We start from the raw sequence: 25,434 nt of genomic DNA on the forward strand, positions 1-25,434 counted from the left end.
CGAGTGAGTAGGCTGCGGCGTTTTTCGCTCTGGCGCGCGGGTGCGCCGCTGGCCCTGCTGTGCGCCGGCCTGCTGTTCGCGACCAGCGCCACCAACGCCCGTGGCACCGACCTCCGTCCCAGTCGCAACACTACGCTCGCGGGCCTCGTCGAGGAACAGAGCCGCCGCAGCGCGAGCCTGACCCGGCAGCACGCCGCGCTGAGCGGTGACATCGACAAGCTGCGCGCCCAGCAGGGCTCGTTCCCCCCGAAGCTGACCAAGCAGCTCGAGGAGCTGTCGGTCGCGGTCGGGACGACGCCGGTGACCGGGCCCGGGCTGACCGTCACGCTGAAGGACGCGCCGCCCGAGGTGGTCAAGGACAACCCGGACGTCGACGCGGACTGGCTGGTGATCCACCAGCAGGACATCCAGGCGGTGGTGAACGCGCTGTGGGCCGGGGGCGCGGACGCGATCTCGATCCAGGACCACCGGGTGATCTCCACGACCGGGATCAAGTGCGTCGGGAACTCGGTCGTCCTGCACGGCGTGCCGTACCTGCCGCCGTACCGGATCACCGCGATCGGTGACCGGCGCAAGCTGCAGCAGTCGCTGGACGACTCGAAGTACATCGAGAACCTGCAGGACTACGTGGTGAAGTTCCAGCTCGGGTACGAGGTGAAGAACCAGTCGAACATCGCGATGCCGGCCTACGAGGGCACGCTGGACCTGCAGAGCGCGACCGTGCCGGGCTTCGCCAAGACGCCCACCGTGAGCCCGTCCAGCACCGGCCGCTGACTCCGGCCGCGGCGATCTCCCCAGTAAGCTCTGGTCATGCCGCGCATCCTCGTCGTCGACAACTACGACTCCTTCGTCTACAACCTGGTGCAGTACCTGCAGCAGCTGCAGGCCGACACCACGGTCCTGCGCAACGACGAGGTGACGCCCGAGCAGGCCACGGCGTACGACGGCGTGCTGCTGTCGCCCGGGCCGGGGACGCCTGAAGAAGCCGGTGCCTGCGTCGAGATCGTCAAGCAGGCGGGTGGTCAGGTCCCGATCTTCGGGGTCTGCCTCGGGCTGCAGGCGATCGGTGTCGCGTACGGCGGAGTGGTGGGCCGCGCGGACGAGCTGCTGCACGGCAAGACCAGCCAGGTGTTCCACGAGGACGCCGGCGTGCTGGCCGGGCTGCCGTCGCCGTTCACCGCGACCAGGTACCACTCGCTCGCGATCGCCCAGGACAGCGTCCCCGACGTGCTCCAGGTGACCGCCCGCACCGAGGCCGGCGTGATCATGGCCGCCCGCCACAAGGACCTCCCGGTCGAGGGCGTCCAGTTCCACCCCGAGTCCGTCCTCACCGAAGGCGGCCACCGCATGCTCGCCAACTGGCTCTCCATCTGCGGCGACCCCGAAGCAGTAGCCCGCTCCGCCGGCATGGCCCCCGTCGTCAGCTGAAAACTCAGTAAAACAAAAAAGACCGCGGCACCCCTGTGGGGTACCGCGGTCTTTCTGTCGTCCAGTACTACGGCAGACGGCCCGCGGGCGCGCCTCCACCGCCCGGGAGGCCGATGGTCGGCGAGGTCGGGTCGCCGGTCGGGTCTCCTGTCGGGTCGCCGGTGGGGTCACCGGTCGGATCGCCCGTCGGGTCACCGGTCGGCTGGGGCGGTCCGGCGATCCGGATGATCACCTTGGTGCCCTTGTTGACCTTCGTGCCCGGCGCGACGCTCTGCGAGACGACCGTGCCCTCGGGCTGGTTCGAGCCGGGCGGCGCGTTCTCGTAGCCGACCGTCAGACCGGCTTCCTTCAGCGCGTTCGCCGCGTCGTCCTGGTTCTGCTTCGAGACGTCCGGGACGGTGACCTTGACCGACCCGCTGGACACCGTCAGCGTGAACTCCTGGCCGCTCGGGTACTTGCCGCTCGGGTCCGGGGTCAGGCCCAGCACGGTGCCCTTCGCCGACTCGTCGTCGATCGTGTTCACCTTGTCCGCGACCGTGAAGTTCGCCGGTGGCGCCTCGAGCAGCTTGCGGGCCTGACTCTCGGTCTTGCCCTTGACGTCCGGCACCGAGAACGAGGTCGGTCCGCTGGACACCACCACCGACACGACCGAGCCCTTGTCCGCCATCGCGGCGGCGGCCGGGGTCTGGCTGACGATCTGGCCCCGCGGCACGGTCGGGTTGGCCGCGCCGGTCGACGTGACCTTCAGTTCCTGCGCCGTGAGCAGCGCGGTCGCCTCCGGCAGTGACTTGCCCTTCACGTCCGGCACCGAGACCTGGGTGACGTCCGGCGTACCGCCGCCCTTGTCGTCCTTGTTCCCGTTGTTGATCAGTACGTAGGCGAGCACCGCCACGGCCACGATCGCCAGGCCGAGCAGGAAGTACGCGAGCCCACGGTTACGCCGGGCGCGAGCCGCCTCCGCCTCGTCCATGCCGTCGTCCGGCGGGAGCAGGTCGTCGGACGGAGCCTGCCGGTACGCCTGAGTCGCTGCCTGCGGCGCAACAGCCGTCGCGGCCATCGCACGGGTCTCCCCGACGGCGGCCATCGGAGCGGTCACCTGCTGGCCGGCGAGCACCCGGTGGATGTCCTGGCGCATCTCCGACGCGCTCTGGTAGCGCTCCTCGCGGCTCTTGGCCAGCGCCTTCAGCACGACCGCGTCGACCTCCGGCGGGATGTCGGGGTCGAACGACGACGGCGGGACCGGCTGTTCGCGGACGTGCTGGTAGGCCACCGAGACCGGGGACTCGCCGACGAACGGCGGCCGGCCGGTGAGCAGTTCGTACAGCAGGCAGCCGGTGGAGTACAGGTCGGAGCGGGCGTCCACGGTCTCGCCGCGGGCCTGCTCGGGCGACAGGTACTGCGCGGTGCCGATCACGGCCGCGGTCTGGGTCATGTCCGAGGTGGTGTCGGCGACCGCGCGGGCGATACCGAAGTCCATCACCTTGACCTGGCCCTGCGGGGTCAGCATCACGTTGCCGGGCTTGATGTCGCGGTGGACGATGCCGGCCCGGTGGCTGTAGTCGAGCGCCTCGAGCACGCCGGAGGTGATCTCCAGGGCGCGCTCCGGCATGATCTTGCGGCCTTCGCGGATCAGGTCCCGCAGCGTCTTGCCGGTGACCAGCTCCATCACGATGTACGGGATGGTGATGCCGGAGCCGTTCGGGTCCGGCTCCTCGCCGGTGTCGTAGACCGACACGATGGTCGGGTGGTTCAGCGAGGCCGCGGACTGCGCCTCACGCCGGAATCTGGCCTGGAAGGTGGAGTCACTGGCCAGGTCCACCCGGAGCCGCTTGATCGCGACGGACCGGCCGAGCCGGTTGTCGACGCCCCTGCGGACGTCGGCCATGCCTCCCCGTCCCAGCGGTTCGCCTTCCTCGTAGCGCCCGCCGACGAGACGTGCCTGCGATGTCATTGCTCTGCCTTCCAACCTGCGCGGATCGTTCCTGGCCACAACACGTTCTTCTCGCCCACCGTAGCCAAAGCCACTGATGAACCCCCGCTGGTTCGACACTCCGTGACGGCATCATTTCGCATCGTCGTCACCGGTCCAACACCGCCTCCATGACGCTCTTCGCGATCGGGGCGGCGAGTTTGCCGCCGGCGATGTCGTCGCGCGGGACGTTCGCGTCCTCGATCATCACGGCGACCGCGACCTGCGGGTCGTCGGCCGGCGCGAACGCGGTGAACCAGGCGAACGGCGGCCGGTCCTTGGCCGTCTGCGCCGTACCGGTCTTGCCGGCCACCTGGACGCCGCTGATCTGGCCCGGCTTGCCGGTGCCGTTCTGGACCACGTCGACCATCATCTGGGTCAGCTGGCTCGCGACGTCCGGCGTGATCGCCTGGTGCAGCGACTCCGGCTTGGTCTCCGAGACCGTCTTCAGGTCCGCGGTCCGGACGTTCTGCACCAGGTACGGCTTCATCACGTCGCCCTGGTTGGCGATCCCGGCCGCCACCATCGCCATCTGCAGCGGGGTGGCCTGGACGTCGAACTGGCCGATCGCGGACTGCGCGGTCTGCGGCGGGTTCGGGTCGGCCGGGAACTTGCTGGCGACCGCGCCCAGCTCGGGCAGCTGCCGCTCGCCGAAGCCGAACTTCTCGGCCTGCTCGCGCAGCGCGTCGGCGCCGAGATCCAGGCCGACCGAGCCGAAGGCGGTGTTGCAGGAGTTCCGCAGCGCGACCGTCAGCGTGGCGTTGTCGCTGCCGCCGCAGTTGAGCTTGTTCTCGTTCATCAGCGGGGTCGTGGTCTGCGGCAGCGGGAGCTGGGCAGGCGACCGGACCTTGGTGTCCGGGTTGTAGCGGCCGCTGGACAGCGCCGCCGCGGTGGTCACCAGCTTGAACGTCGACCCCGGCGGGTAGAGCTCGCGGGCGGCCCGGTTCGACATCGGCTTGTTCGGGTCCTCGGTGAACTTCTTCCAGGACGCGCCGACCTTGTCCAGGTCGTGCCCGGCCAGCTCGTTCGGGTCGTACGACGGCCGCGAGACCAGCGCCAGGATCTTGCCGGTCTTCGGCTCGATCGCGACCGCGGCACCCTTCTTGCCGGCCAGTCCCTTGTACGCCGCGAGCTGGGCCTTCGCGTTCAGCGTGAGCGAGACGCTCGCCCCCTGCTGCTTGCGGTTGGTGATCACGTCGACCACCCGGCGGAAGGCCAGCGACGGGTCGGAGCCGTTCAGCTGGGAGTTCTGGTTCAGCTCGATGCCGAGCCGGCCGTACAGGAACGAGTAGTAGCCGGTCACCGGCGCGTACTCCGGGCCGGCGGTGTACTGGCGCTGGAAGTCGAACCGGTCGTTGGACGGCTTCGACTCCGCGATCGGGGTGTTGCCGATCAGGATCGGGCCGCGGTCGATCGAGAACTGCGCGTCGCGGACCCGCCGGTTGTCGTTGCGGCCGTTGATCTCGTTCGCCTTGAACGCCTGCAGGTACGTGGAGTTCGCCATCAGCGCGAGCATCATGACGATCGCGGCCACGGCGAGCCGCCGGATTGCTGAGTTCACTGCTTCTGCACCGCCATCGCGATCGTCTCGTCGGACACCGGTGCCGCAGGGGTCTGCGGCCGGCGGGCCTGGTCACTGATCCGCAGCAGCAGCGCGATGATCGCCCAGTTGGCCACCAGCGAGGTCCCGCCGAGCGCCATGAACGGCGTGGCCAGACCGGTCAGCGGGATCAGTCCGGTGACGCCGCCGACGATCACGAACACCTGCAACGCGAACGACATCGCCAGACCGGTCGCGAGCAGCTTGCCGAAGATGTCCCGGCAGCCGAGCGCGGTGCGCAGACCGCGCTCGATGATCAGCGTGTAGACCAGGATGATCGCGATCAGCCCGGTCAGGCCGAGCTCCTCGCCGAACGAGGAGATGATGAAGTCGCTCTGGCCGTAGAAGCTGAGGATCTCCGGTCGGCCCTGGCCCAGGCCGCGGCCGAGGATGCCGCCCCAGGCCTGGCCGAAGATGCCGTTGGCGACCTGGCCGCCGACCTCGGCGAACGGGTCCTGCCAGTCGGTGACCCGCTTCTTCACGTGGCCGAAGGTCGAGTAGGCGAACAGGGCGCCGGCGGCGAACAGCAGGCCACCGATCAGCAGCCAGCCGGCGCGCTCGGTCGCGACGTACAGCAGGAACAGGAACAGGCCGAAGAACAGCAGCGAGGAGCCGAGGTCCTTCTCGAAGATCAGCACCCCGAGGCTGACGCCCCAGGCGATCAGGATCGGGCCGAGGTCCCGGGCCCGGGGCAGGTCCAGCCCGAGGAACCGGTGCCCGGCCAGGGTCAGCACGTCGCGCTTGACGACCAGGTAGCCGGCGAAGAAGACCACCAGCGCGAGCTTGGCGAACTCACCCGGCTGGAACGACATCCCGACGAACCGGATCCAGATCTTGGCGCCGTTGATGTCGACGCCCAGGCCGGGGACCAGCGGCAGGACCAGCAGCACCAGACCGACCAGGCCGGCGGTGTAGGTGAGCGCCTGCAGGCGGCGGTGGTCGCGGACGAGCAGGATCACCAACAGGAACAGGATGACGCCGACCGCGGTCCAGGTGATCTGCTGCGGCGCAGCCGGGCCCCGCGGAGTCCGGCCGGCCGCCTCGGCGGCCGCTTTCAGGCCGAGGTCGACACGGTGGATCATCGCCACGCCGAGCCCGTTCAGCAGGACGGCGCAGGGAAGGATCACCGGATCGGCGTACGGCGCCCGGTACCGCAGGGCCATGTGCGCGATCAGCGCGAGCAGCCCGATCCCGGCGGCGTAGTACCCGGTGCTGGCCGGGATCTTGTTCTGCACGGTCAGGCCGATGTTGACGTACGCCGCGACCGACACCGCGATCGCGATGATCAGCAGCATCAGCTCCACCCCGCGGCGGGTCCGCGGGATGATCTGGATGACCGAGGTGGACGCGATGCTCATCGGACGCCGTCACAGTCGTCGGGGTCGGCCGTGCCGTTGCCGGGCGTCGTCGGGGTCGAGGCGGGCGTGCTGGCCGGGGGCTTGGTCGGCGTGCTCGCCGGCGGCTTGCCACTGGCCGGCGGCGTGCTCGGCCGCGGCGTCGGGGTCGGCGGCTTCTGCTGCGCGGCGCACTCGTCGGCGGCGCGCTGCAGCTCGGCGACGATCTCCTGCGCCGCGGCGAGGTCGTCGGCCTGGATGTTGCCCTCGACCTGCTCGCGGTTGTACGTCGGCAGCTTGTCGACCTGCAGCGTCTTCTGCTCGTACACCCTGGTCAGCGTGAGACCCGGGATCTGCTCGTCGACGCCCTTGAAGATCGCCACGTAGTCGCCGTCGGTGCCGACGTAGTACTGCTTCTGGGTCCAGCTGTAGGCGAACCAGCCGCCGCCGACGATGATCGCCAGGACGACGACCAGGACGCCGAGCCGGCGCAGCCAGAGGAACCGCTTCGGCGGGCGCGGTGCGTACCGCAGCTCTTCGGGGTCGACGTGGCCACCGGCCCCGCCTCCTCCGCTGCCGTCGCCGGTGCCCGTGCCGGTGCGGACGACCATGGTGTGCTCGCCGCCGGTCCCGCCCTGGGCGAGCTCGGCCGCGGCGCCGACCAGCTGCGCGTTGGGGCCGCTGGCCGGGTCGGTCTCGACCACGTCGGCGACGACGCAGGTGACGTTGTCGTTCGAGCCGGCCTCGAGCGCGTGGGTGATCAGGTCGACGACGACGGAGTCCGGCGTACCGTCGGCCATCGCGGCCGAGATGACGTCGTCGCTGACGTAGTCCGGCAGGCCGTCGCTGCACAGCAGCAGCCGGTCACCGGCCTGGACGTCGAGGATCTGCAGGTCCGGGTCGGAGTCGGGACGGCCGTCCAGCACCCGGAGGATCAGGTTCCGGTGCGGGTGGGTGAAGGCCTCCTCCTGGGAGATCCGGCCCTCGTCGACCAGCGACTGGACGAACGTGTGGTCGTGGCTGAGCTGCTGCAGGCGGCCGTCGCGCATCCGGTAGGCGCGCGAGTCGCCGAGGTGGGCCAGGCCGAGCTGCTGCCCGTCGAACATCAGCGCGGTCACGGTGGAACCCATGCCCTCGCGCTCGGGGTCCTCCTCGACCAGCTCCGAGAGCCGCTCGTTGGCACGGTGCACGGCGCCGGCCAGCGCCTCGATCATGTCCTCGCCGGTGATCGTCGCCGTGTCCAGCCGGCGGATCACCTGGACGGCGGCCGCGCTGGCCACCTCACCGGCGGCCGCACCGCCCATCCCGTCGGCGAGCAGCAGCAGGTGCGGACCGGCGTACGCGGAGTCCTCGTTGTTGCGGCGGACCCGTCCGACGTCGGACAGTGCGGCGTAGTCGAGCGACAAGGTCATGGACTCAGGCCTACTTCGCGATGTTCAACGTCGTCCGGCCGATCCGGATCGAACCGCCGATCTCGGCGGGGACCGGGCGGGTGACCCGCTGGCCGTCCAGGTAGGTGCCGTTGGTGGACCCGAGGTCCTCGACCCACCACTGACCCTCGGACAGGAACAGCCGGGAGTGCCGGGTGGAGGAGTAGTCGTCGTCGAGGCGGATCTGGCAGTCCGAGCCGCGGCCGATCACCACCGGCTCCTCGTGCAGGGTCGCTCCGACCCCGGCCTGCGGGCCGTCGGCGATGGTCACCGAGCCGGGCAGGCCCTTCTTCTTCTTGTTCGGTTTGACCGGTTTCGGGGTCCGGCCGGGCGCCGGCGCGGCCGGGGCCAGCGCACGGCTGTCGACCTTCGCACCGAACAGGTCCGAGCGGATCACGGACAGCACCGCGAGGACGAACATCCACAGCAGGGCCAGGAACCCCAGTTTGATCAGGGTCAGCGTCAGTTCCGACATGGAAGTCCGGTCACCACCCGCTGCTCGGCGGCTGGGCGATCGGCTCGTCTGCCAGGCGCAGCGTCATCGTCGTGTTCCCGATCCTCACCGTCGATCCGTCGACCAGGTCGGCCTCGGCCGCGCGGCGGCCGTTCACCAGGGTGCCGTTGGTGGAACCCAGGTCGACCAGCACCACGCGGACGCCGCCGGGGCCTTCCGGCATCAGCCGGATCTCGGCGTGCCGGCGCGAGACGCCCGGGTCGTTGATCTGGATGTCCGCGTCGGTGCCGCGGCCGAGCACGACGCCGGGCGGGTTCACCGGGCGCCGGCGGCCGTTCACCTCGAGCATCACCTGCGGGTGACCGCGACGGATCGGCGCCGGCGCCGGCGGCGGCGGAGGCGCGCTCTGCATCACGGTCTCGCCGCCGTAGGGATCGGCGTACGGGTCCGGGGGTGGGGGCGGCGCGGGGCGGGAGCGCTGCTGCGTCCCGACCGTCTGGCTGACGACGCGGAACTTGCCGGTCGGCAGGTCGTCCTGCTGGGTCAACTCGATCTCGATCGGTCCGGAGAAGGTGTAGCGCTGGATGTCCGCGTGGTCGCGGAGTTCGTTCGCGAGCTCGTGGTTCAGGGTGCGGCCGTAGGCGTTCAGCCGCTCGAAGTCCTCCGGGCCGAGCTCGACGGTGAAGTGGTTCGGCACCAGCCGGCGGTCCCTGGACAGGATCCGGGCGGTGTTGTCGATCTCGCGCTTGAGTGCGGCGGCGAGCTCGATCGGCTCCACGTCGCCCTTGAACGCGCGCGCGAAGACCCCGCTCACGATGCCCTCAAGGCGCCGTTCGAAGCGCTGCAGCGGTCGCACGCGTCCTCCTCCACGTCGGTCGTCGGCTGGCGCCAGGTCAGCACCAACGATCGTGCTTGCCGTCCGGCGCCGATGGCAGGCACGCCGTACGTCGTGGCCTCCGAGCTGGCGGTGGCCACACCCGGTACGACGATCGATCGTATCGGGAGGTTCGACCCAACCCGCAATGCATGAGTCGGTCAGAAGGCATGCTAGTGTTTTCTCTCGGTTGGGAATGGCGCTTCGACAGGCCGGAAACAGCCAACGCGCGAGTGGCGGAATAGGCAGACGCGCACGGTTCAGGTCCGTGTGCCCGAAAGGGTGTGGGGGTTCAACTCCCCCCTCGCGCACAGCAGTACGAAGTCCCGGTCTCACTCGACCGGGACTTTTTCGTTGCCCCAGCATGTCGTCCCGGAAGTTGGCCCGGATTCGGTCTCCGGTCGCGCGAGAGCTGTGTCACAGCGGCCCTGTGGCCGGGTTAACTTCTGCCATGGACGCACTCGAGCTGGCCGGGCTCACCAAGACGTTCGGGACCCAGCGGGCGGTCGACGAGCTGGCGCTGACGGTGCCGAGCGGGTCGTTCTTCGGGATGCTCGGGCCGAACGGCGCCGGCAAGACCACCTCGCTGTCGATGGCGGTCGGGCTGCTCCGGCCGGACAGCGGGACGGCGAAAATTTTCGGGGTCGACGTCTGGGCCGAGCCGGTCGAGGCGAAGGCGCTGGTCGGCGTACTGCCTGACGGGCTGGGGATGCCGGAGCGGCTGACCGGGCGGGAGGTCCTGACCTACCTCGGGCTGCTGCGCGGGCTCGATCGCGCCGACGTGGAGGCTCGGACCCAGGAGTTGCTGGAGGTCCTCGAGCTCGACCACGAGGACGACAAGCAGGTGATCGGCTACTCCACAGGCATGCGGAAGAAGCTCGGCCTCGCGGTCGCGCTGCTGCACGCGCCGCGGCTGCTGGTGCTCGACGAGCCGTTCGAGGCGGTCGACCCGGTGTCGGCCGCAACCATCCGGACGATCCTGAACAGGTTCATCGCCGGCGGTGGGTCGGTGGTGATGTCGAGCCACGTGATGGCGCTGGTCGAGCAGCTCTGCGACCGGGTGGCGGTCGTCGCCGACGGCAAGGTCGTTGCCTCGGGCACCGTTTCGGAGGTGCAGGCGGGCGGTTCCCTGGAGGACGCGTTCGTCGCGCTGGTTGGTGCGTCCACCCGTGGCGCGGAGGGGTTGTCGTGGCTCTCGGCCTGACCGTCGCGACCGGCGACACCCTGGTCAGGATGCGGCTGGCCGCGTTGCGGCACTCGCTGCGCGACGCGAACAAGGTGAGCTGGATCGCCAGCGGCGGCTTTGTCGGCCTGGTGCTCGCCGGTGGGACGGTCTGGCTCGCGGCCCGTGGCGACAACGACGTGGTCGCCGTGGCGATCGCCGTGTGGATGCTGGGCTGGGTGGTCGGTCCGCTGTTCGCGGGCGGTGGCGACGAGACGCTCAAGCCGGAGTACTTCACCATGCTGCCGCTGCCGCCGCGTGCGCTGTCCGGCGGCCTCCTGGCGGCTGCGATGGCCGGAGTGGCGCCCGTCGTGAGCCTGCTGGCGCTGCTCAGCCTGACTGTCGTCGGTGCACAACTTTCGGTAGTCGCCGTACTGGTGTCGGTGCCTGCACTGCTGCTGCAGTTGCTCTGCTTCGTACTGGCGTCCCGGCTGGCTGTGGCGATCTACGGCGTGCTCCTGCAGGTCCGGTCGGGTGCCGTACTGGCTGCCCTGGTGAACGCGTTCATCCTCGCCTTCACCGCGCAGGGCTGGGCGCTGATCGCGGCGTACATCACCACCGACGTCCAGGGCGCGATGGCGCAGGCAGCCCGGATCTCCCCCTCTGGTTGGGGGCTGGTCGCTGTCGAGGCCGCGGGTCGAGGCGACTGGCTGCGGGTGCTGCTCGCCCTGGCCGGCCTGCTGCTCCTGGCCGCCGTGATGTTCGTCGCCTGGTCCGCACTGCTCGTACGACGGACGACAGCGACCCGCTCCGGCGTACAGCCGCGCCGCCCGCTGACCGCGTCCGACGCCCGCGGCGCAGCCGCCGGGAAGGAGCTCCGGTCCTGGACCAGGGACCTGCTCTACGGCCACCGCGCCGTCTTCGCGATCGCGTACGGGGTGTTCTTCTGCCTGATGCCGATCGCCGTCGGCTGGAAGGGCATGCTCCCCTGGGCCGGCGCCGCGGCCGTCGTGATGGGCGGCGCGATGTTCTCCAACCTGTACGGCGCGGACGGTACGGCGTACTGGTCGACGCTGATGGTCCCCGGCTCGTCGCGCCTCGACATCCGCGCCCGCCAGCGCGCCTTCCTGCTGGTCTTCGGCCCGCCGGCGCTGCTGATCACCGTGCTCTTCACCTGGTGGTCCGGCACCGGCACCTGGCCGGTCGTGCTCAGCGTGGTGCTGGCGCTGCTCGGTGGAGCGGCCGGGCTGGTCGTGCTCGCCTCGGTCTACGCCGCGGTGCCGACCACCGACGCGCACAAGCGCTCCGGCAACCCGCTGAACTCAGGCGAGAACGAGGGCGAGGCCATGGGGCTCGTCTACGTGATGCTGGTGCTCATCTCGCTCACCGCCGCGCCCGCCCTGCTCGTCGCCCTGCCCGCCGGCTGGTGGGGCGTGCCGGTCGGGCTCGCGACCGGCGTACTGGCGTGGTGGGGGTTCGGTCTGCTCGCGGCAGCGCGACTGGACGCCCGCGGTCCCGAGCTGCTCACCCTCCTCCGCCACGGCCGCACCACCGGCGACCAGGCGAGCGTCACGTCCCTGTCCGCCAAAATGCAGCTGCTGCCGAAATGGCAGCGCCACCTGGCCGGCGTCTGCCTCGGCTTCGGCGCGATCCCGCTCTTCCCGCAGGCGGTCGTCCCCGCGATCTTCAAGCTCAACGACAACCCCGCCAAGGTGTGGTTCCTCGCCCTGTACGCACCAGGACCCTGGCAGTGGCCGATCATCGCCGCGATGGCATGCCTCGGCCTCGGCATGTACGCCTACGGCGCCGGCATCTACTACCGCGCCAGCAAGCTCAAACTGCCCGCGACGGCATCACCGGAGGAAGAGGCGGTGCAGCCGGCCTCCTGAGGTCGAGCGGTGGCGGGCCGGTCTGGCGTCGACGCCCGGCGCCGAGTGCCTGGGATCACCTCGGTGGGGCGTCGTGTTGGCGCCCAGGAGCATCCAGGCGGCGAGTGCGGTGGCGGCAACCAGGCCGAGGATTCCGGCGAAGTCGGTGACAGTCATGGGGATCTCTCTTCACGGGCTCGGGCGGGGAGCAACTGGCGGTACACCGGTAGTGACGGCGTCCTGACCGAAACGTGATGGCACTCTGGTGCCAGGAGTGCCAGCGGCCCGGAATGGCCCAGCAGTGCCGGATACCGGGCGACCTGCTCGCCACTGCGCCGTACGGCCTGCTTAGGTGGTGCTCCGAGCACGGGAGGTGGGGCGGATGCAGGACAACGCGTTGCTGGACGCCCGAGAGGAACAGGCGTACCGGTTGCTGGTCGGTCTGTCGGTCGCGCGGGCCGCTGAGCTCGCCGAAGTGGCGGAGCTGCCGCAGCAGGAGGTCGACGAGCTGCTGCAGCGGCTGCAGGCGAAGGGGCTGGTCGCCGTACTGCCGGGCGACGACCCGGTGTTCCGGCCGCTGCCGCCCGACGTAGCCCTCGGTACGACGCTGCTACGCCGCCAGGAGTCGCTGGAGTCGGCCCGGAAGACCGTGGCGTCGCTGAGCGAGGAGTTCCGGGCCAGCGCGAGCCGACGGGACGCCCACCACCTGGTCGAGGTGATCGTCGGTGCGGACGCGCTGCGGGACCGCCTGCGCGACCTGCAGGAGTCGGCGCGGGAGGAGATCCTCTGGTTCTGCCGGGCCAACCCGCTGGCCATGCAGGGCGCCGAGAACACCGAGGAGTACGGCGCACTGAGCAGAGGCGTCCGCTACCGAGCCATCTACGAGCGGGCCCTGCTGGAGACCCCCGGCGAGCTGGACACCATCGCCGAGGGCATCGGCTGGGGTGAAGAGGCCCGGACCCTGCCGACCCTCCCGGTCCGGCTGGCCATCGTGGACCGGGCGACGGCGATCTGCCCGCTGGTCCGCGACGACGAGGCGGCGATCGGTGAGCCGACTGCGGCGATCATCGGCCGGGGCCAGCTCCTGGACGCGCTGCTGGCGCTGTTCGAGAGCCACTGGGAGGCGGCGACGCCGGTGAAGCTCCAGCCGGACGAGGCGGAGGAGGGCGAAGGGCTGGACGGCTCCGAGCGGTTCCTGCTGTCGCTGATGGTGGCCGGCGTACCGGACAAGTCGATCGCGTCGCAGCTCGGCATCAGCCGTCGTACGGTCCAGCGCCGGCTCGACCGGATGATGGCGCTGGCCGGTGTGGACACCCGCACCGGGCTCGCCTACCAGGCGGCCAAGCGCAAGTGGTTGTAGCAGTACGGCCCGGACAGCTGAGCTCCCCGGGCCGTACCGAGTGCTACTTCAGCCCGTAGGCCCGGATCACCGTCTGGGTGACCTTGTTGCCGGCGTTGTCCGCCGCGGAGACCCGCAGCGAGACCGTGCCCTTGCCGGCCGGTACGACGGCGACGTAGTGGCCGAAGGCACCGACGGCGATGATCCGCCGCCAGCTCTTGCCCTCGTCGAACGACACCTCAGCTTGCAGCGACGTCGAACGCGCTGCCGGAGCTCCGGCCTGCTGCTGCACGGTGAAGCCCACGACGTGGGTCCGAGCAGGTACCCGCCCGGTCAGGTCTGTCGGTACGTCGTACCCGACCTGCAGCAGCGGCAGTGCGGTCGCCTTGTCCTCAGCGGCCTTCTTGGACCGGAAGTCCCACGCGGTCTGGGTCTTGGTCGCCCAGTTCCACTCACCTTCGGTGTCCTGCCGCTCGGTCGCCAGCTCCAGCCGGTACGACGCGTCGCCGCTGGTGGTGATGACGTCCTGCCAGGCATCCGGCAGTTCGGCGACCGTCGAGCCGTTGCGCTTGAGCACCGCCGACGACGAGGTGGTCTCGCCGAGCGTGTAGTGCCCGGCCGCGTCGACGAACGACGGCACCCGCAGCGAGAACCGGTCACCGGTCCTCGTCGACACCACACCCGGCGCTGCCGCCGGACGGACCACCGGCTCGAACCAGGACTCGCTCGACGATCCGGTCTTGTAGCTGCGCGGCTCCGAGGTCATGCCACCGCGCAGCGGGTTCATCGTGTCCCACGTGTAGAGGTGGTGCACCCGGTGCTGCCAGAGCGTGTCGCCCGAGCTGACCCACTCCTCGCGGACCTTCGGCGTCTCGACGAAGCGCTGCGAGTCGTTCCACGCGTAGTCCTGCCAGGGGCGCCAGCCGAACCGCTGCTCCTTGGCCCAGTTGAAGCCGCCGTTGTCGGCGTACGACGTGTTGATCCGGGCGCTGTTCGCAGCGGTCACGGTGTAGTCGATCTTGGCCGGGATCTGCTGCTTCGACGTCTGGAACACGTCGTACAGGTACGGGCTCGAGGTGGTCAGGGTCAGGTCGATCGTCGCGCGACCGGCCTTGGCCCGGGCGACCAGCTTGGCACCGTCGCGCGCGGTGGTGACCATCGCCGGGATCGGCTCACGGTCGCCGACCGGACGCCAGACCGTCCACGCCGACCAGTCCGCCGGCCGGTACAGGATGACGCCGGCCGCACCGGCCTTCGCCGCCGCCGCGATCTGGTCCTGCTCACTGCCGTTGCCCCAGCCGTCCTCGCTGGACGGGATCACGGCGACCGCTCCCTTGACCCCCTTGAAGTCGGGGCCGGGGGCAACGAGACTGAACCGCTTCTTCCCCTCGTACGACGGCGACTGGTGCAGCAGGTTGATGTCCATCGGACCGGAGACACCCGGCACCGACGCCTGGACCAGCGGAGCGACCAGCTGCCACCGGGAGGCGAACTCGAAGCTGCCGCCCTGGACCGGCTTGGTCGGCGTGACCAGGACCTGGCTGACCGTGCTGAAGTGCATCACGCCGTGGGTGATCTTGCGGCCGTTCGGGTACTCGCGGTGCACGTAGTAGCTGAGCACCGCCTGTTGCTCGGACGGCTTCGGCGTGTGGATCGTGATCGGCTGCGCCTTGCGCGCGTCGACGACGATCTCGCGATCCTTGTCCACCACGATGTTCGGATCCGTGAACAGGGAGGCCTTCTCGGTCTGCGCCTCGCGGGACTCCACCAACCCGTGCATCAGGTAGGTGCCCTCTTCGACCTCGGCCGTGAAGGTCCCGCCCTCGTCGAACCAGCCCAGCGTGTCCGAGCGCGAGTTGTCGCCGTACAGGGAGACCACCGGGACGGCGGTCGGCTGACCGTTCAGGTCGATGCCGCGGAAGGTGACCTTGTGCTTCGGGCCCGACTTGAGGGTCCCGACCGCGGTCCGGACGCTGACGTTGTTGGGGCCAGAGGCAACGATCCAGCCGCTGAACAGACCGCGGTCCAGCTTGGCCGGGTCGAGCGCCAGCGGTACGTCGGCCGAGCCGCCGGCCGGGACCGTCACGGTCGCCGGGACGCCGAACGCGTCGGTCTCCGGCTGGTGGGAGTCCAGGTTGTCCACGTCGACGGCCAGGCTCAGCGTGATCGGCGCGGCGGTGTCGTTGCGGTAGGTGATGGTCCGCGTGGTCGCGCTGCTGCCGGTCACGGTCAGGCCGAAGTCGGCGACCCCGGTCGCGTCGACCTTCTGCGCGACCGCCCGGGCGACGTCGACCCGGCCGGTGCCTTGGGCGTAGACGCTCAGGTCGGGCGTGGTCTTCGCCGTACTGGTGAGCGCGTCCTTGAGGCGGCCGGCCTTCCAGTCCGGGTGCTGCTGCGCGAGCAGCGCCGCGGCACCGGCGACGTGCGGCGTCGCCATCGACGTACCGGAGGCGGCGGTGTAGAGGTTGTCGAGCGGCTGGCCCATCGCCGTACCGGCCGCGCGGGCCGCGACGATGTCCACGCCCGGCGCGGTGATCTCGGGCTTGAGGCCGGAGTCGCCGACCCGCGGGCCGCGGCTGGAGAAGTCCGCCAGCGCGTCGTTGCGGTCGACCGCGCCGACGGTGAGCGCGGCCGCTGCCGCACCCGGCGAACCGACCGACTCGTCCGCGCCGTCGTTGCCGGCGGCGACGACGAACAGGGTGCCGGACGCCGCGGTGATGTCGTTGACGGCCTGGCTGAGCGGGTCGGTGCCGTCGGTCGGGCCACCACCCAGGCTCATGTTGACCACCTTGGCGCCCTCGGCGGCCGCCCACTCCATCCCGGCGATGATCCAGGACTCGTAGCCGGAACCGTCGTCGCCGAGCACCTTGCCGACCAGCAGGTCGGCCTTCGGTGCGACACCCTTCCGGGTCCCGCCGGCGCCCGCGCCGGTCCCGGCGATCGTCGCCGCGACGTGCGTGCCGTGACCGAAGTGGTCCTCGGTGCCGGTCGGGCTGGTCGAGAAGTCCTCGGCCTTCTGCACCTTGCCGACCAGGTCCGGGTGATTGGCGTCGACCCCGGTGTCGAGGACTGCGACCTCGACGCCGGTGCCCTCGTACCCGGCCTGCCAGGCGGCCGGCGCACCGATCTGCGGCACGCTCTTGTCCAGCACCGGCTTGACCTTGCCGTCGAGCCAGATCTTGGCGACGCCCTGGTCGAGGGTGCGGGCGGTGTGCGAGGCGGGCTTCAGGGAGTTCCACAGGGCGGGCAGCTCCGCCTTGCTGGCGGTGACGGCCGCGCCGCCGATGGAGGCGAGCGGGCGGCTGTTCGTCGTACCGGTCAGGGACTGGACGCGGGCGGCGCCGTCGTACCGGACGATCAGGGGGAGGCTCGGCGTGCTCGCGTCGCCGAAGCCGTCGGCGAGCAGCTCGTCGACGTCGAACAGGTCGGCGTCGACCATGCCGGAGGCGACGTACGGGACGACGTCGCTCGGCAGGACGCGCAGTCCGCCGTCGACCTCGACGGTGTGGAACGCGATCTGCTCGCGGCCCGGGGCGGGCTGTACGACGGCCGCCTTCTTGCCGCCGCCGGCGTCGGTCACGTCGACGACGTCACCGGTGATCAGCGTGATCTTCTGCGACTTGCCCGCTGGGGCAGCGGCTGAGGGTGCGGCCGACGGGCCTGGTGGTGCCGCGGTAGCGGTCAGGCTCGACGTGGTGGCCAGCGCGAGTGCGGCCGCGAGGATGGCGGCGCGACGCTTGCTTGAGGACATGAGCGGACTCCTTCGAGAGGCTAGGGGCAGGCACCTCGTGCTCAGGAGTCTGCGGTGCGGACCTGCGTTTGCGCCCTGTCCATCTCTGCCCTTCCTGTGACATGGCGCATGCGCGCCACCAACGGTGTAACGGAGCGTTCACACGACATGTCGGCCTGATGTGCTGTGCGCGACGACGCCCCGGGTGCAGGATCAGCGCATGGCACAGACGGCTGTCCGCAGGTGGGCGTGGATCGGGACCTTCGTGGTGGGGGCGGGGCTGTACCTGCTGGTGCTCGCCGTACTGACCGACACCAACAACCCCAACCTCTTCCCGACGATGATCCTGCTGGGCGCCTTGGTCGTCCCGCTGACCTTCGTCACGTTCGCCGCCGGCCGGTCCGGGCGCTGGCTGATCGACGGGCCGACGCTCGGCGGCTCGCTGCTCTTCGGTGGAGTCGTCGGCGTGGTCGTCGCCGGCTTGCTCGAGTACGACGCGATGCGGCGGCTCGGCACGCTCCCGATGGTCGGCGTCGGCCTGATCGAGGAGTCCGCCAAGCTGGTCGTCCCCTTGATCCTGGTCCTCTTCTTCGGCACCCGCTACCGGCACTCCATCGGCGGCGGCATCGTCATCGGCGTCGCGGTCGGCACCGGCTTCGCCGTCCTGGAGACGATGGGCTACGCCTTCGTCGCACTCCTCCAGTCCGGCGGCAACGTCGGCGCCGCCGAGCAGACCCTGTTCATCCGAGGCCTGCTCTCCCCCGCCGGCCACGCCGCCTGGACCGGCCTCACCTGCTGGGGCCTCTGGCGCTTCGTCGTGAACCCCACCGGCAGACACCTCGCCGGCTTCCTCGGCATGTACGCCCTCGCCGTAGCCCTCCACACCACCTGGGACGGCCTCGGCGGCCGCCTCACGTACGCCGTAGTCGGCGCCATCTCCATCGGCCTGCTCCTCCTCGGCCTCCGCCACGCAAGGAAGCAGGACGATCGGCTACCGGCGACCCCATTCCGGGACGAAGTCGAACAGGGGTGAGGTGACGACGGGCCGCTTGTCCGTGCCGTTCCAGTTCATCGTCCAGATGTCCCCGAGCGGTGGCCGGGTCTCCGTGCCGCTGATGAACCGGGTGTAGGCGATCTGGCGGCCCGTGGGCGACCACGCCGGGTTGAAGTGCTGATCGGGCTTGGACGTCGGCGAGGTCAGGTAGCGGATGTGCCGGGCGCAGTCGGACTGATCGCGGCAGGTCGCCGGGACGGTGGCGACCGCTGCGGACGGCTCCCCCGGTTCGCCGCTGCCCGCGGTCTCGACCACGACGAGATCCTTGGTGGGCCCTTCGGTGGCTGGCGAGATGTCGGGCAGGTCCGCGCCGAGTGACCAAGGAGTGAGCAGGCGCTCGCGCCCGTTGGTGTCGCGGCGTACGACGGTGATGCCCAGACCCGAGCACAGCCGGCTCCAGACGAGATAGCCGGCGGGGGCGTACTGCGCGCCGTACTCCTCGCATCGCTGCAGTTCGAGTCCGGGGCGCGACAGCTGCCGCCGGTGGCTGCCGTCGAGCTCGGCGGTCCACAGCAAGGCCGAGTGGGCGTCCCCGGTCTCGGGGTCGAAGGGCCCGACGACCGCGGTCCAGGTCAGGCCCCGCCCGTTCGGTGTCCAGTTCGGCATCAGGTCGGCCGCGCACGGCGCGGTGCAGCCGAGGTTCAGCAGGCGCTCGCCGGTTCCGTCGGTCCGCACGACTCTGATGTCAGCGCTGCCCTCTGCGGGCAGGTCGCGCTCGAACAGCACCCGCGTTCCGTCCGGAGACACCTGGGGATCGATGTCCTCTCCGCCGACGGGCGGATGGCTGATCGCCCGCGCGTTGCGCCCGGTCGAGTCCGCCAGCATGATGCGCCCGGTCCCGACGGCGTCGTACTGGGTCCAGACGAGAAACGTCCCGTGGTGCCCGGTGGATCTGTGATCCGCGGCCGCAGTGGCCGCCGCCGGCTGGCCGACCCCTGAAACCGCGACCACCGCGAGGACGGCGATCCAGGTCCCTCGGACCGCCGGCCGGCGAAAGAACGTTCTCGGTGTCATCTTCGAGCCCCCCTGGCCCCGGGCGCGGCCCAGCCCGAGTGAGCAAGGCTCCGGCCCCAGTGGCTGCGACGCTACGCCGGACCTGTGGGCCGCAATAGATCTCGCACTCGGTGTGGACAGTCTGTCTGCTGTGGACGTATCGTCCACAGCATGTCCAGTCCTGAGCTCAAGGCCGAGGTCGATCGGCTGGCGCCGGTGGGTGACGCGATCGCTCGGTTGTTGTCGCCGCATGCCGAGGTGGTGTTGCACGATCCGGCGACCGATCAGGTGGTGGCGATCTGGAACCCGTTGTCGGAGCGGAAGGTCGGGGCGCCGTCGCTGCTCGGCGAGCTGGACGAGTTGGCGGAGACCGGGCGCGACGTCTACGGGCCCTACCCGAAGTCGCTGGCCGACGGGCGGCGGCTGTCGAGCGTGAGCGCCGTACTGCGGGACGCGGACGGCAAGGCCGGGTTGGTGCTGTGCATCAACGTCGATCGGACTGCGTTCGAGGAGGCTGGCCGGATCCTCGCGGCGTTCGCGGCGCCGGTGACCGGGCAGCCGCGGGTGCTGTTCGAGCACGACTGGACCGAGACGCTGAACGACGTGGTCGGCGAGTTCGTCCGCGAGCGTGGCGCGACGGTCGACCGGCTGTCCCGGGACGACCGGCTGGAGCTGGTCGGGCGGTTGGAGTCGGCCGGCGTACTGAGTCAACGGCGGTCGGTACCGGCGGTCGCGCGGGCGCTGAAGATCTCCCGGTCCGCGCTCTACCAGCTGCTCGGCGAGGCCCGGAAGGAATCCGATGGCGACCCTGCCTGATTTCCGGCTGGAGACGTACTTCTCGCGCTGGGAGTTCAGCGCGCGGTTCCACCTGACCGCCTCGGACGCGCAGTCGCTGCCGATGTCCGAGCTGCTCGCGATGGCGGACGACGACGGCCGCGAGCGGTGGGAGTCGCTCGCGCTCGGCTATACCGAGACGCGCGGCCTGCCCGCGTTGCGCGAAGAGATCGCCAGTACGTACGACGGCCTCGAGCCGGACGACGTGATGTGCTTCGCCGGCGCCGAGGAAGGCATCTACCTCGCGATGCGCGTCCTACTCGAGCCGGGCGACCACGTCGTCGTACTGACGCCGAACTACCAGGCGGCCGAGACGATCCCGCTCGACATCGGCACCGTGACAGGCGTTGCGCTGCGGCCCGAAGACGGGTGGGCGCTGGACGTCGACGCGATCGAGCGCGCGCTGCGACCCGAGACCCGGCTCGTGTCGGTGAACTTCCCGAACAACCCGACCGGCGCCGTACCGGACCCGGCGGCGTGGGAGCGGCTCGTGCGTTTGTGCGAAGAGCGCGGGATCCGGCTGTTCAGCGACGAGGTCTACCGCGGACTCGAGCTGGACCGACCATCGTTGCCTCAGGCAACCGACCTGTCGCCGTCGGCGCTGTCGCTGAACGTGATGTCGAAGGCGTACGGCCTGCCCGGGCTGCGGATCGGCTGGATCGCCTGCCGCGACCGCGCCGTTCTCGACAAGCTCGAGCGTGCCAAGCACTACACGTCGATCTGCAACTCAGCGCCGAGCGAGATCCTCGCGTTGATCGGCCTGCGCGCCCGCGATCGCTTGCTGGAACGCAATCGCGGAATTGTCGCGCGGAACGTCCCGCTCTTCGCGGACTTCTTCGCCCGGCGACCGGACCTCTTCGATTTCGAGGCACCGCAAGGCGGCTGCGTCTGCTTTCCCCGGTACGCCGGTCCGGATGGCGTCGAAGCCATGTGCGCCGAGCTGGTGGAGCAGGCCGGAGTCCTTCTGCTGCCGTCGAGCATCTACTCCTCGGCGCTCACCGAAACCCCGACCGACCGCTTCCGCGTCGGTCTCGGCCGCCTCGATCCCGAACCGGCACTCGATGCCTGGAGCAACTGGTTGGAGAAGCAAGGATGACGCTGCGCGTGATCGGTCTCGACGAGATCCGCTCGGTGGTGAAGCCGGAACTCGTCTTCGACGCGGTCCGCTCCGCCCTGATCGCCCACACCGAGGGACAGACGCAGGTCCCGCTCCCGATGGTGCTGGACTTCCCGGCGGCGTCCGGCGACTGTCATGTGAAGGCCGGGTACGTCGAGGGCTCGCCGCACTTCACGGTCAAGATCGCCAGCACGTTCGCCTCGGTGAACAACGGCCTGATGCTCGTCGTCGACGCGACCACCGGCGAGCCCGCCGCCGTCCTGGCCGACGAGGGCCGCCTCACCGCTTGGCGCACCGCGGCCGCCGGTGCGCTGATCACCGACGCGATGGCGCCGGCCGACGTGGAAGAGGTCCTGATCCTCGGCACCGGAGACCAGGCCCGCCTGCAGGCGATCTGGCTGACCCACCTCCGCCCTCACGTCACCTTTCAAGTCTGGGGTCGCCGCCCCGACGCTGTCGCAAAGCTGGTCGAAACCCTGCAATCAACAGGTCTTCAGGCCCGACCGGTCACCGAAAGCGCAGCAACTTGCGTGATCGCCACAACGCCTGCGACATCCCCACTGCCTTCGGGGCTCTTCAGCGGCGCCCTCCACATCACCGGCGTCGGCACCGACATGCCCGGTAAAGGCGAGTTGCCGCCCGAGCTCTTCGCCGGCGCGACCGTTGCTACCGACGACCACGAGCAGTGCCTCGACCACGGCGACTACGGCAACGCCGTACGGGCCGGAGTGATCAGCAACGCCGTCGACCTGTCCGTCGGCGCGATCCTGCGCGACGGCTTCACCCGGCGTACCCAGAGGTCGATCGCGGACCTGACGGGCCTCGGCGTACAGGACGCGGCGACCGCGTCAGCGGTGATCGCAGCCCTCGGCAGATAACAGCAAGCGGTTGCCGGAAAAAACAACTGGTCCGGTAAATCAATGACCAGCCGCCCAACTGGTCTGTTGCGCAATTTGCAACACAGGCTGCAGATAACGCTGTCAATCGATCACTTCGCGCGGAATTCATGGCTGCGCACGCTCTCACGACTTAGTAACGGAACCTACTGAACTATTGACTGGCCGACCCGTCGTCCGCAATTCTCGCTGCCACTGAACGACAGGTTCATACCAGTCAGCCGGGCGCCGGTCCGGCTACTCCGCCAGAGGTGATCCGATGAAGTTCCGTTCCCTTGCCGTCGCCGCGGTCGCGGCTCTCTCCCTCACGACGGTGGCCGCCTGCGGTGGCTCCGATGGTGACAACGCCGCCGCCGACGGCCCGACCACGATCGACGTCTGGCTGATGAAGGGCAGCGTCTCCGACGACTTCCTCAAGCGCTTCACCGACGACTTCGCCGCCAAGCACCCGGACGTGAAGGCGAACGTCCAGATCCAGGAGTGGAACGGGATCGGCCCGAAGATCATCGGTGCGCTGGCCAGCAAGGATGCGCCGGACGTGATCGAGGTCGGCAACACCCAGGTCGCGCAGTACTCGGCCTCGGGCGGCGTCAAGGACCTGACCGACAAGAAGTCCGACCTCAAGGGCGACGACTGGATCGAGGGCCTGGCCGGTCCGGGGCTGTACGAGGGCAAGCAGTACGGCATCCCGTACTACGCCGCGAACCGCGTGGTCGTCTACCGCAAGGACCTGTTCCAGGCGGCCGGCGTGACCCCGCCGAAGACCCGCGACGAGTGGATCACCGCGACCACCAAGCTGAACGCGAACGGCAACCAGGGCATCTACCTGCCCGGCCAGAACTTCTACGTGCTGTCCGGCTTCATCTGGGACGAGGGCGGCGACCTCGCGGTCAAGGACGGCGACGCCTGGAAGGGCGCGCTGTCCACCCCCGAGGCCCAGAAGGGGATGGAGTTCTACAAGCAGATCCAGGCGCTCGGCAAGGGCCCCAAGGACTCCGACGAGGCCAAGCCGACCCAGACCGACGTCTTCGCGCAGGGCAAGATCGCGCAGATGATCGCGGTCCCGGGCGCGGCCGAGCTGATCGCCCAGGCGAACCCGGCGCTGAAGGACAAGCTGGGCTTCTTCCCGATCCCGGGCAAGGCCGCCGACAAGCCGGGCGCGGTCTTCACCGGTGGCTCGGACCTGATCATCCCGGAGGCCTCCGACGGGCAGGACGCGGCGTACACGTTCATCAAGGAGCTGGCCGGTGAGCAGTGGCAGACCGACCTGGCCAAGTCGATGAAGTACGTGCCGAACCGGACCAGCCTGGCCGCGTCGGTCGGTGCCGACGAGGGGGTCGCGGCGATGGCCGCCGGCGCCGCCAACGGCAAGGCGACCCCGAACTCGCCGAACTGGGCCGCGGTCGAGGCGAAGAACCCGATCAAGGAGTACCAGACCAAGGTCCTGACCGGTGGTGACCCGGCGGCTGCCGCGAAGGCGGCCGACGAGATCATCACCCAGGCGCTGAACACCAAGTAGCCGTGGCTGTCACCCACGTCGAGACCACGGCGGAACACGCCCCCGCCGCCCGGACCGGTTCGCCGGTCTCCGGGCGGCGGGGGCGTTCCCTGCCGGTGCGTCTGCTGCCGTACCTGCTGGTCGCGCCGACGGTGCTCGGTACGGCGTACCTGCTGGTCTACCCGCTGATCCGGAACCTGATCATCTCGTTCCAGAAGTTCGGCATCGCCCAGCTGATCCGCGGCGGTGCCGACTTCGTCGGCTTCGACAACTACCGGCAGATCCTGTCGGACGACATGTTCTGGGGCGTCGTCCTGCGGACGTTCGTCTTCACGGCGATCAATGTCTCGCTGATCATGGTGCTCGCCACGCTGATCGCTCTGCTGATCGGTGCCTTGGGCAAGAAAATGCGACTGGCCGTGATGGGTGGGCTGGTGGTCGCCTGGGCGATCCCGGTGATCGCCGCGACCACGGTCTTCCAGTGGCTGTTCCAGTCCCAGCTCGGTGTCGTGAACTGGGTCCTGGTCGCGCTCGGCTTCGAGCAGTTCGACGGCTACGCGTGGTTCGCCAACGGGACGTCGACGTTCGCGATCATCGTCGTACTGATCGTCTGGCAGTCGGTGCCGTTCGCCGCACTCACCTTGTACGCCGCGATGACGACCGTGCCGAAGGAGCTGCACGAGTCGGCGCAGATCGACGGCGCCGGCGGGGTGAAGACGTTCTGGCTGATCACGTTCCCGATCCTGCGGCCGATGTTCGGGCTGATCCTCTGCCTGGAGATCATCTGGGTCTTCAAGTGCTTCGTCCAGATCTGGGCGATCAGCCAGGGCGGCCCGGGCAACGCGACGCTGACGCTGCCGGTCTACGCCTACCAGGTGGCGCAGTCGCTGAACCGCTACGACCTCGGTGCCGCGATCTCGATGGTGACCGTCGTGATCCTGGGCGTCGCGCTGCTGGCCTACTTCCGGCAGATGTTCAAGGAAGAGGGTGAACTGTGAGGACGCGGATCGGGCGGAAGATCTCGCTCAACACGCTGGCCCTGATCGTGTTCGCCTTCTCGGTGTTCCCGGTCTACTGGATGGTGCTGACGGCGTTCAAGCCGACCAAGGACATCCAGGCCGAGACGCCGTCGTTCTTCCCGACCAACATCACCTTCAGCCACTTCGGTACGGCGGTGAACGCCGACGGGTTCTGGCTGTTCTGGCGCAACAGTGCGCTGGTCGCGGTGTCGGCGGTGCTGATGGCGCTGATCATCGCGTGCCTGGCGGCGTACGCCGTGGCGCGGATGAAGTGGCGCGGCCGGCAGGCGTTCATCCTGATGGTGTTCATCGCGCAGATGACGCCGTGGGAGGCGCTGCTGATCCCGATGTACGTGATCGCCCGCGACACCGACATGCTCGACAAGCTGACCATGCTGACCCTGATCTACTTCATGGTCACACTGCCGTTCACGATCGTGACGCTGCGCGGGTTCCTGAACGCGATCCCGGTCGAGCTCGAGGAGGCCGCGCAGGTCGACGGCTGCAACCAGTTCCAGGCGTTCCGGCGGGTCGTCTTCCCGCTGCTCGCGCCCGGGCTGCTGTCCACGTCGCTGTTCGGTTTCATCACCGCCTGGAACGAGTTCGCCTTCGCGAACCTGCTGATCATCAAGAACCAGGACCAGCGCACCCTGCCGGTCTGGCTCTCGTCCTTCAGCAACACCTTCGGCACCGACTGGGGCGCCACCATGGCGGCGGCCACGCTGTTCATGCTCCCCGTCCTGCTGATCTTCCTGGTCCTCCAGGGCCGAGTCACCGCAGGAGTAGCGGCGGGAGCCGTCAAGGGCTAGTCAGGTGGATGGCCGGTACGACGACG

General features: G+C 69.7%; 21 protein-coding genes and 1 tRNA gene. 13 read left to right on the plus strand and 9 right to left on the minus strand.

All coding sequences use genetic code 11. The features are described from left to right. Nucleotides 1-3 precede the first annotated feature (3 nt). Both ACYVIO_RS06515 and ACYVIO_RS06520 read left to right on the plus strand, forming a co-directional pair. Nucleotides 4-774, plus strand: a complete 771-nt coding sequence (locus tag ACYVIO_RS06515; protein ID WP_460649733.1) for a DUF881 domain-containing protein — start codon at nt 4-6, stop codon at nt 772-774. Nucleotides 775-810: 36 nt separating this feature from the next. Beyond that, nucleotides 811-1,428 (plus strand): aminodeoxychorismate/anthranilate synthase component II, encoded by a 618-nt coding sequence (locus ACYVIO_RS06520; protein ID WP_460649734.1) that lies wholly within the window; start codon nt 811-813, stop codon nt 1,426-1,428. 67 nt (nt 1,429-1,495) lie between these two features. Here ACYVIO_RS06520 and pknB read toward each other — a convergent pair whose 3' ends face one another. The 6 genes from pknB to ACYVIO_RS06550 form a co-directional block, all read right to left on the minus strand. Then, nucleotides 1,496-3,379: a Stk1 family PASTA domain-containing Ser/Thr kinase gene (gene pknB / locus ACYVIO_RS06525; protein WP_460649735.1), complete on the minus strand. Its 1,884-nt coding sequence runs from the start codon at nt 3,377-3,379 to the stop codon at nt 1,496-1,498. 127 nt (nt 3,380-3,506) lie between these two features. After that, nucleotides 3,507-4,958 carry a peptidoglycan D,D-transpeptidase FtsI family protein gene (locus ACYVIO_RS06530; protein WP_460649736.1) on the minus strand — a complete coding sequence of 484 codons (1,452 nt, stop codon included), beginning with the start codon at nt 4,956-4,958 and terminating at the stop codon, nt 3,507-3,509. Beyond that, entirely contained in the window at nt 4,955-6,355 is a 1,401-nt protein-coding gene (locus ACYVIO_RS06535) for an FtsW/RodA/SpoVE family cell cycle protein (RefSeq protein WP_460649737.1), read from the minus strand. The genes ACYVIO_RS06530 and ACYVIO_RS06535 overlap by 4 nt, the downstream gene beginning before the upstream one ends. Continuing rightward, nucleotides 6,352-7,743, minus strand: coding sequence for a PP2C family protein-serine/threonine phosphatase (locus ACYVIO_RS06540; protein WP_460649738.1), 1,392 nt, complete (start codon nt 7,741-7,743; stop codon nt 6,352-6,354). Before ACYVIO_RS06540 ends, ACYVIO_RS06535 begins: the two co-directional genes overlap by 4 nt. A 10-nt stretch (nt 7,744-7,753) precedes the next feature. Further along, nucleotides 7,754-8,236, minus strand: a complete 483-nt coding sequence (locus ACYVIO_RS06545) for an FHA domain-containing protein FhaB/FipA (RefSeq protein ID WP_460649739.1) — start codon at nt 8,234-8,236, stop codon at nt 7,754-7,756. A gap of 10 nt (nt 8,237-8,246) precedes the next feature. Next, a complete protein-coding gene (locus ACYVIO_RS06550; protein WP_460649740.1) occupies nt 8,247-9,071 on the minus strand; it encodes an FhaA domain-containing protein in 825 nt (274 codons plus the stop codon). A 245-nt stretch (nt 9,072-9,316) separates the two neighbouring features. Between ACYVIO_RS06550 and ACYVIO_RS06555 the strand changes: the two genes are divergently transcribed. The 3 genes from ACYVIO_RS06555 to ACYVIO_RS06565 all read left to right on the plus strand — a co-directional run bounded on the left by ACYVIO_RS06555 (nt 9,317) and on the right by ACYVIO_RS06565 (nt 12,140). Further along, nucleotides 9,317-9,400 (plus strand) — tRNA-Leu (locus ACYVIO_RS06555). 140 nt (nt 9,401-9,540) lie between these two features. After that, the gene (locus ACYVIO_RS06560; protein WP_460649741.1) at nt 9,541-10,293 is read left to right on the plus strand and encodes an ABC transporter ATP-binding protein; all 753 of its coding nucleotides are present in this window, start codon (nt 9,541-9,543) and stop codon (nt 10,291-10,293) included. Next, nucleotides 10,278-12,140, plus strand: a complete 1,863-nt coding sequence (locus ACYVIO_RS06565) for a hypothetical protein (RefSeq protein ID WP_460649742.1) — start codon at nt 10,278-10,280, stop codon at nt 12,138-12,140. Before ACYVIO_RS06560 ends, ACYVIO_RS06565 begins: the two co-directional genes overlap by 16 nt. Here the strand turns inward: ACYVIO_RS06565 and ACYVIO_RS06570 are convergent. Continuing rightward, entirely contained in the window at nt 12,105-12,296 is a 192-nt protein-coding gene (locus ACYVIO_RS06570; RefSeq protein ID WP_460649743.1) for a hypothetical protein, read from the minus strand. The two genes, ACYVIO_RS06565 and ACYVIO_RS06570, sit on opposite strands and share 36 nt — an antisense overlap. 205 nt (nt 12,297-12,501) lie before the next feature. On the opposite strand from ACYVIO_RS06570, the gene ACYVIO_RS06575 reads away from it, so the two are divergent. Next, nucleotides 12,502-13,479, plus strand: a complete 978-nt coding sequence (locus ACYVIO_RS06575) for a helix-turn-helix domain-containing protein (RefSeq protein ID WP_184800900.1) — start codon at nt 12,502-12,504, stop codon at nt 13,477-13,479. 43 nt (nt 13,480-13,522) lie between these two features. On the opposite strand, the gene ACYVIO_RS06580 is transcribed toward ACYVIO_RS06575, so the two are convergent. Continuing rightward, nucleotides 13,523-17,209: a S8 family serine peptidase gene (locus ACYVIO_RS06580; RefSeq protein WP_460649744.1), complete on the minus strand. Its 3,687-nt coding sequence runs from the start codon at nt 17,207-17,209 to the stop codon at nt 13,523-13,525. Nucleotides 17,210-17,408: 199 nt separating this feature from the next. Between ACYVIO_RS06580 and ACYVIO_RS06585 the strand changes: the two genes are divergently transcribed. After that, nucleotides 17,409-18,221: a PrsW family intramembrane metalloprotease gene (locus ACYVIO_RS06585; RefSeq protein ID WP_460649745.1), complete on the plus strand. Its 813-nt coding sequence runs from the start codon at nt 17,409-17,411 to the stop codon at nt 18,219-18,221. On the opposite strand, the gene ACYVIO_RS06590 is transcribed toward ACYVIO_RS06585, so the two are convergent. Further along, nucleotides 18,180-19,256, minus strand: coding sequence for a TolB family protein (locus ACYVIO_RS06590; protein ID WP_460649746.1), 1,077 nt, complete (start codon nt 19,254-19,256; stop codon nt 18,180-18,182). The genes ACYVIO_RS06585 and ACYVIO_RS06590 overlap by 42 nt on opposite strands. A 150-nt stretch (nt 19,257-19,406) precedes the next feature. Between ACYVIO_RS06590 and ACYVIO_RS06595 the strand changes: the two genes are divergently transcribed. From ACYVIO_RS06595 to ACYVIO_RS06620, 6 genes are all read left to right on the plus strand, one after another. Further along, the gene (locus ACYVIO_RS06595; RefSeq protein WP_460649747.1) at nt 19,407-20,051 is read left to right on the plus strand and encodes a helix-turn-helix transcriptional regulator; all 645 of its coding nucleotides are present in this window, start codon (nt 19,407-19,409) and stop codon (nt 20,049-20,051) included. After that, nucleotides 20,035-21,165 carry an aminotransferase class I/II-fold pyridoxal phosphate-dependent enzyme gene (locus ACYVIO_RS06600; protein WP_460649748.1) on the plus strand — a complete coding sequence of 377 codons (1,131 nt, stop codon included), beginning with the start codon at nt 20,035-20,037 and terminating at the stop codon, nt 21,163-21,165. Before ACYVIO_RS06595 ends, ACYVIO_RS06600 begins: the two co-directional genes overlap by 17 nt. Then, nucleotides 21,162-22,064, plus strand: a complete 903-nt coding sequence (locus ACYVIO_RS06605; protein WP_460649749.1) for an ornithine cyclodeaminase family protein — start codon at nt 21,162-21,164, stop codon at nt 22,062-22,064. Before ACYVIO_RS06600 ends, ACYVIO_RS06605 begins: the two co-directional genes overlap by 4 nt. Before the next feature lie 277 nt (nt 22,065-22,341). Further along, nucleotides 22,342-23,601 carry an extracellular solute-binding protein gene (locus ACYVIO_RS06610; RefSeq protein WP_460649750.1) on the plus strand — a complete coding sequence of 420 codons (1,260 nt, stop codon included), beginning with the start codon at nt 22,342-22,344 and terminating at the stop codon, nt 23,599-23,601. 2 nt (nt 23,602-23,603) lie between these two features. Beyond that, nucleotides 23,604-24,578 carry a carbohydrate ABC transporter permease gene (locus tag ACYVIO_RS06615; protein WP_460649751.1) on the plus strand — a complete coding sequence of 325 codons (975 nt, stop codon included), beginning with the start codon at nt 23,604-23,606 and terminating at the stop codon, nt 24,576-24,578. Beyond that, a complete protein-coding gene (locus ACYVIO_RS06620) occupies nt 24,575-25,408 on the plus strand; it encodes a carbohydrate ABC transporter permease (protein ID WP_460649752.1) in 834 nt (277 codons plus the stop codon). Before ACYVIO_RS06615 ends, ACYVIO_RS06620 begins: the two co-directional genes overlap by 4 nt. Nucleotides 25,409-25,434 lie beyond the last annotated feature (26 nt).

The sequence above is a fragment of the Kribbella endophytica genome (assembly GCF_054781295.1).